We start from the raw sequence: 4980 nt of genomic DNA, 5'->3' as shown, positions 1-4980 counted from the left end.
ATCTCGAACGAAGCCCTATCGGTCGGCACCGGCGAGAAGGTGTTGGTTTCCGTCGCCAGCGAGGCGGTGAAAATGCGCATGAAAGCTCCGTCCGTGAATAGGCGCTATTTGACCGCCCCGAGCGCCAGGCCCCTGACGAGGTAGCGCTGCAGCCAGATGAACAGGATGGCCACCGGCAAGGTCGCCAGCAGCGTCGCGGCCATGACGTGATGCCATTCGATGGTGTAGCGGCCGGCGACCAGCGAAAACACCTGGATCGGCAGCGTGTAGCTTTCCTGGCTGCGCAGCATGGTGAGCGCCACGACGAACTCGTTCCAGGCGTTGATGAAGGTGAAGATCGCCGTCACCGCGATCGCCGGCAGGCAGAGCGGCAGGAACACCTTGCGCAAGGTCAGCCAGCGGCCGGCGCCCTCCATCCAGGCGGCTTCCTCGAGATCGCGCGGGATGGTGTCGAAATAGCTCTGCAGCATCCACACCGTGAAGGCGACGTTGAAGGCCATGTAGATGAAGCCGAGCGCCGTCGTGCTCTCGACCAGGCCCCAGGCCGCCATCAGCCGGAACAGGCCGAGCACCAGCACGATCGGCGAGATCATCTGCGAAATCAGCAGGAACTGGCGCAAGGCGCCGTAGCCGGCAAAGCGGAAGCGCGACATCGCATAGGCCGCCGGAACCGAGATCAGGATGGCGCCGACGGTGGCGATCACAGACACGTAGAGCGAATTGAGCAACGCCTGGCCGAAGCCGGTCGCCACCCACATGTCGGAAAAATTCGACCAGCGGAATTCGCTCGGCCACCAGGTCGGCGACAGCACTTCCTGTCTCGGCTTGACTGCGGTCAGGAACATCACCGCGAAGGGAAAGAGCGTCACCACGATCAGCGGCGCCAGCAGCAGCCAGGCGATGATCGAACGCTTGAGCTTGCTCGTCATGCGCGTTGCTCCCGCATCGCCAGCCGCACATAGATCATGGTGAAGACCAGCAAGATGGCGAACATCACCAGCGACACCGCCGATGCTTCGCCCAGCTTGCCGATGCGGAAGGCCAGCTTGTAGAGATGGGTGACCAGGATATCGGTCGAGTTGGCCGGACCGCCCTGCGTCATCACCCAGATGATCGGGAAGGAATTGAAGACGTAGATGGTGTTGAGCACGATGGCGATGTTGATGAACGGTTTCAGGAGCGGAAAGGTGATTTCGCGGAACTGCTGCAGCGGCGTCGCCCCTTCAAGCGCCGCCGCCTCGTAGAGATCGTCCGGGATCGACGACAGCCCGCCGAGGAAGATCGTCGTCGTGAACGGCACCGTCACCAGGATGCCGATCAGCACTTGCATCGGAAAGGCGGTTTCGGCACTCGCCAGCCACTGGATGTTGTGATCGATGAGGCCGAGGCCGATCAGCGCCGAATTGAGCATGCCGCTTTCGCCGCTCAGCGCCCAGCGCCAGACCACCGCGGTCATGGTCAGCGACACCGCCCAGGGCAGCATGATGATGACGCGGGCAATGCCGCGGCCATAGAAATCGGTGTTGAGGATCATCGCCACCGGGATCGACAAGAGAAGCGCGCCGCCGACCACCATCACCGTCCATTGGCCGGTGCGCCAAAGCGCGGCCGTGAAATCGGGATCGGCAGCGAGTGCCGCGAAATTGGCGAAGTCGTTGAAGTCACGAAGCTGGCCGAAGCGGCTGACGTCATGCGTCGAGATCTGGATCAGGTCCCAGACCGGCCAGAAGATGACCACCGCCGCCAGAAACAGGCTGGGCAAGGTCAGGAGATAGGGCAAGAAACGATTTTGCATCGGCTGGCTTTGTACCGCGTTGCGGGGAGATTGGATTTCGCTGGCTTGACAGATTGACTTGGTCCGGCCTCGTTCTTCTCAGGGCACCGCTTCAGGATTCCTTGCAACCGTCGGCGCTGCCCTCACCTGCTCGTCCGTTCTCCGCAGCAGTTGCGGAAGGGCCCCTTTCCTCTCCCCCGTCGATCGGGGGAGAGGTGTCGAGCGAAGCTCGACGGAGTGGGGGTCGACCCCTTGGGCGCAAGGCGAGACTTGCGCCTGGTGCTCTTCCTATATCCGTTCGCGGTGGCTGCCAGGTGGTTCCCCCACTCCGTCTCGGCTTCGCCGAGCCACCTCTCCCCCCTCCGGTGGGAGAGGAAAGGAGCCTGGCTGGGCGGCGTTGACATCGACGAACTATCTTTCTGCTCGAGGCTGCAAGATGTGGCGCGCCCCGCCTGAATCTGGGGCGCGCCACGGGCGCAGGGAGATACGCCCTATTCCTTCAGCACTGCCCCCCTACTTCTTCAGCACCGCATTGGCCTTGGCCGCCGCGTCCTTCAGGCCTGCCTCGGGGTCGCCGCCGAGATAGATCTTCTGCATGGCGTCCGACGTGATCTGGGCGACCTCTTCCCAGCCCGGGATGACCGGCGCGAAGCGGGCGTCGGGCAGCAGAGCGGTGAACGCGGCCAGATCGGCATTGTTGACGTAGTAGTCCATCTTGGCCTCTTCCTTGTTCACCGGCAGGAAGCCTTCGCCCTGTGTGAACTTGGCACGCTGCTCCGTGGTGAACAGGAAATCGAGCAGCTTCCAGGCCTCGTCCTTGTTCTTGGAGTTCTTGAACATGATGATGGAATCGGTGACGCCATAGGTGCCGCGCGCGCCGGTCGGTCCGGCGGGAATGGCCGCAACGCCGTATTTCAGGTTCGGCGCCTCGTCCTTGATCTGGTTGGACAGGAAGGGTGCGGTGATCATCATGCCGACCTTGCCCTGCTTGAACAGGTTCTGCACGTCCTCGCGGTTGTTGGAGGTGACGCCGGGTTCGGTCAGGCCTTCGTCGATCATCGACTTGTAAAGCTTGGCGGCTTCAAGCGCGCCGGGCGTGCTCAGGCCCGAAGTGCCGTCCTTGTTGAGGATTTCCGTGCCGTAGGACCACATCGCATAGTAGTAATAGACGTCGGTCTCGATCTCCTTGCCCTGCAGGCCGAAGCCGAACGTGCCGGACCCCAGAGCCTTGATCTTGCGCGCATCTTCCTGCAGCTCGGTCCAGTTTGCCGGTGGCTTGGCGATGCCGGCCTTCTCGAACAGCTCCTTGTTGTAGTACATGGCGCGCGCCGAGGCAGCGATCGGCAGGCCGTAGGTCTTGCCATCCATGATCGAGGGCGACAGGAAGGTGTCGATGAAGCGGTCCTTGAAGTCGGGCTTGATGTAGCCGTCGAGCGGCTCGGCGACATCCTGCTGGACGAAGTCGATCAGCCAGCGCGTGCCGATGATCGACAGATCGGCATTGGTGCCGGCGGTGATGTCGGTGGTCAGCTTCTGCAGCAGCACATCCCACGGCACCACTTCGAACTTGACCGTGATGCCGGGGTTCGCCGCCTCGAATTCCTTCTTGACGCTGTCGAAATATGGGCCAGTCTTGGCGCTGTACTCGGCCACGGTGACCCGCACCTCGCCCGCATCCGCCTGCGCCGCAATTGCCAGCATGCTCATTCCGGCCATCAGGCCGACAGTCCATTTTGCAAGACTCATTTGAACTCTCCCATTTTGATTTTTGCGCCTGCGCGCCTCTTCGTTACCCAAGCAGAAGATTTATGTTACTTTCCTACATTATCGTGGATTTGAAGGCTTGCAAGCAGATTATTCTGTTGCTTAATTACATTTTGTGGACTAGGCCTGATCCGACCTGTCGAAGATCCCGGAGGATGACGCACGGTGGTTTCGCAAACGGAACTCGAAGGCAGGGCCGAATTCGAGGGCAAGACTGTCGTTGTGACGGGTGCGGGCGGCGGCCTCGGCACGGCCATCGTGGCGCTGATGGCGCAAAGGGGCGCCAGGGTCGTAGGCTGCGACCAGTCGAGCGAGGCGTTGAAGAGCCCGTTTTTTGCCGCCCGCCACGTCTTCGATCTTCTCGACAAGGCGTCGATAGCCACAGCGATCGCCGCCATCCTCGACCGGGACGGTGTGCCCGACATTCTCATCAACAATGCCGGCTGGACGCGCGCCGAGACGCTCCCCGCGCTCAACCCCGACAGGATTGAGCAGGAACTCGACCTCAACCTGACCGGCGTGATGAATTTCGCCGATCCGCTGGTCAAGGCGATGGCCAGCCGTGGCTCCGGCAGCGTCGTCTTCATCTCCTCGGTCAACGCCATCGCGCATTTCGGCAATCCCGCCTATGCCGCGGCCAAGGCCGGCATCAACGCCTATGCCAAGGCGATCGCCGTCGAGCTCGGCCGCAGCGGCCTGCGCGCCAATGTCGTCTGCCCCGGATCGATCCGCACCGCCGCCTGGGACCACCGCCTTGCCAAGGATCCCGAAATCCTCGGCAAATTGCAGCGGCTCTATCCGCTCGGTCGCATCGTCAACGCTGCGGAAGTGGCGGAAGCCGTCGCTTTCCTTGCGTCCGATCGCGCATCGGGAGTAACAGGCGTGGTGATGCCCGTGGACGCGGGACTGACCGCCGGTTGCCTGCCCTTCATCGACGACATATTGGGAGCGTGAGCATGACCGACGTCGAGTTCCGCGACCTGTCGAAATCCTTCGGGCAGCACAAGATCCTCGAGAACATCAGCCTCGATATCAAGAGCGGCGAGTTCGTCGTCCTGGTCGGCCCGTCCGGCTGCGGCAAGTCGACCTTGCTGCGCATGCTCGCCGGCCTGGAGACGATCACTTCCGGCGATCTGTTGATCGGCGGCGTGCGCGCCAACGCGCTGCCGCCGCAGCAGCGCAACATCGCCATGGTGTTCCAGTCCTATGCGCTGTTTCCGCATCTGAAGGCATCGGACAATATCGGTTTCGGCCCGAAGATACGCGGCGAGACGCGCACGGTAATCGATGAGAAGGTCAAGAAGGCGTCCGGGGTCCTCAATCTCTTCTCCTATCTCGACCGCTATCCCCGCCAGCTGTCGGGCGGCCAGCGCCAGCGCGTCGCCATGGGCCGCGCCATCGTGCGCGAACCGTCTGTGTTCCTGTTTGACGAACCCCTGTCC

General features: G+C 62.4%; 6 protein-coding genes. 2 read left to right on the top strand and 4 right to left on the bottom strand.

The window, feature by feature from the left end:
• The 4 genes from EN884_RS25555 to EN884_RS25540 all read right to left on the bottom strand — a co-directional run.
• Positions 1–80 (bottom strand): M81 family metallopeptidase (locus tag EN884_RS25555; RefSeq protein ID WP_164895151.1); only part of this gene is annotated, 80 nt, incomplete at its 3' end.
• A 24-nt stretch (positions 81–104) separates the two neighbouring features.
• Positions 105–929 (bottom strand): carbohydrate ABC transporter permease, encoded by an 825-nt coding sequence (locus EN884_RS25550; protein WP_013528984.1) that lies wholly within the window; start codon positions 927–929, stop codon positions 105–107.
• Entirely contained in the window at positions 926–1795 is an 870-nt protein-coding gene (locus tag EN884_RS25545; RefSeq protein WP_024504714.1) for a sugar ABC transporter permease, read from the bottom strand. The genes EN884_RS25550 and EN884_RS25545 overlap by 4 nt, the downstream gene beginning before the upstream one ends.
• Before the next feature lie 492 nt (positions 1796–2287).
• Complete coding sequence (locus tag EN884_RS25540; protein WP_013528982.1) at positions 2288–3520, bottom strand: sugar ABC transporter substrate-binding protein; 1233 nt, start codon at positions 3518–3520, stop codon at positions 2288–2290.
• Positions 3521–3703: 183 nt separating this feature from the next.
• On the opposite strand from EN884_RS25540, the gene EN884_RS25535 reads away from it, so the two are divergent.
• Together EN884_RS25535 and EN884_RS25530 are read left to right on the top strand one after the other, a co-directional pair.
• Entirely contained in the window at positions 3704–4492 is a 789-nt protein-coding gene (locus EN884_RS25535) for an SDR family oxidoreductase (RefSeq protein ID WP_063169479.1), read from the top strand.
• A 2-nt stretch (positions 4493–4494) separates the two neighbouring features.
• On the top strand, positions 4495–4980 hold a 486-nt coding region (locus EN884_RS25530), incomplete at its 3' end, for an ABC transporter ATP-binding protein (RefSeq protein WP_164895150.1).

It is taken from the genome of Mesorhizobium sp. M7A.F.Ca.AU.001.01.1.1, assembly GCF_004022735.1.
GTDB lineage: Bacteria > Pseudomonadota > Alphaproteobacteria > Rhizobiales > Rhizobiaceae > Mesorhizobium > Mesorhizobium ciceri.
The sequence above is the reverse complement of the archived record's forward strand: the minus strand, read 5'-3'. Positions and strand labels throughout refer to the sequence as shown.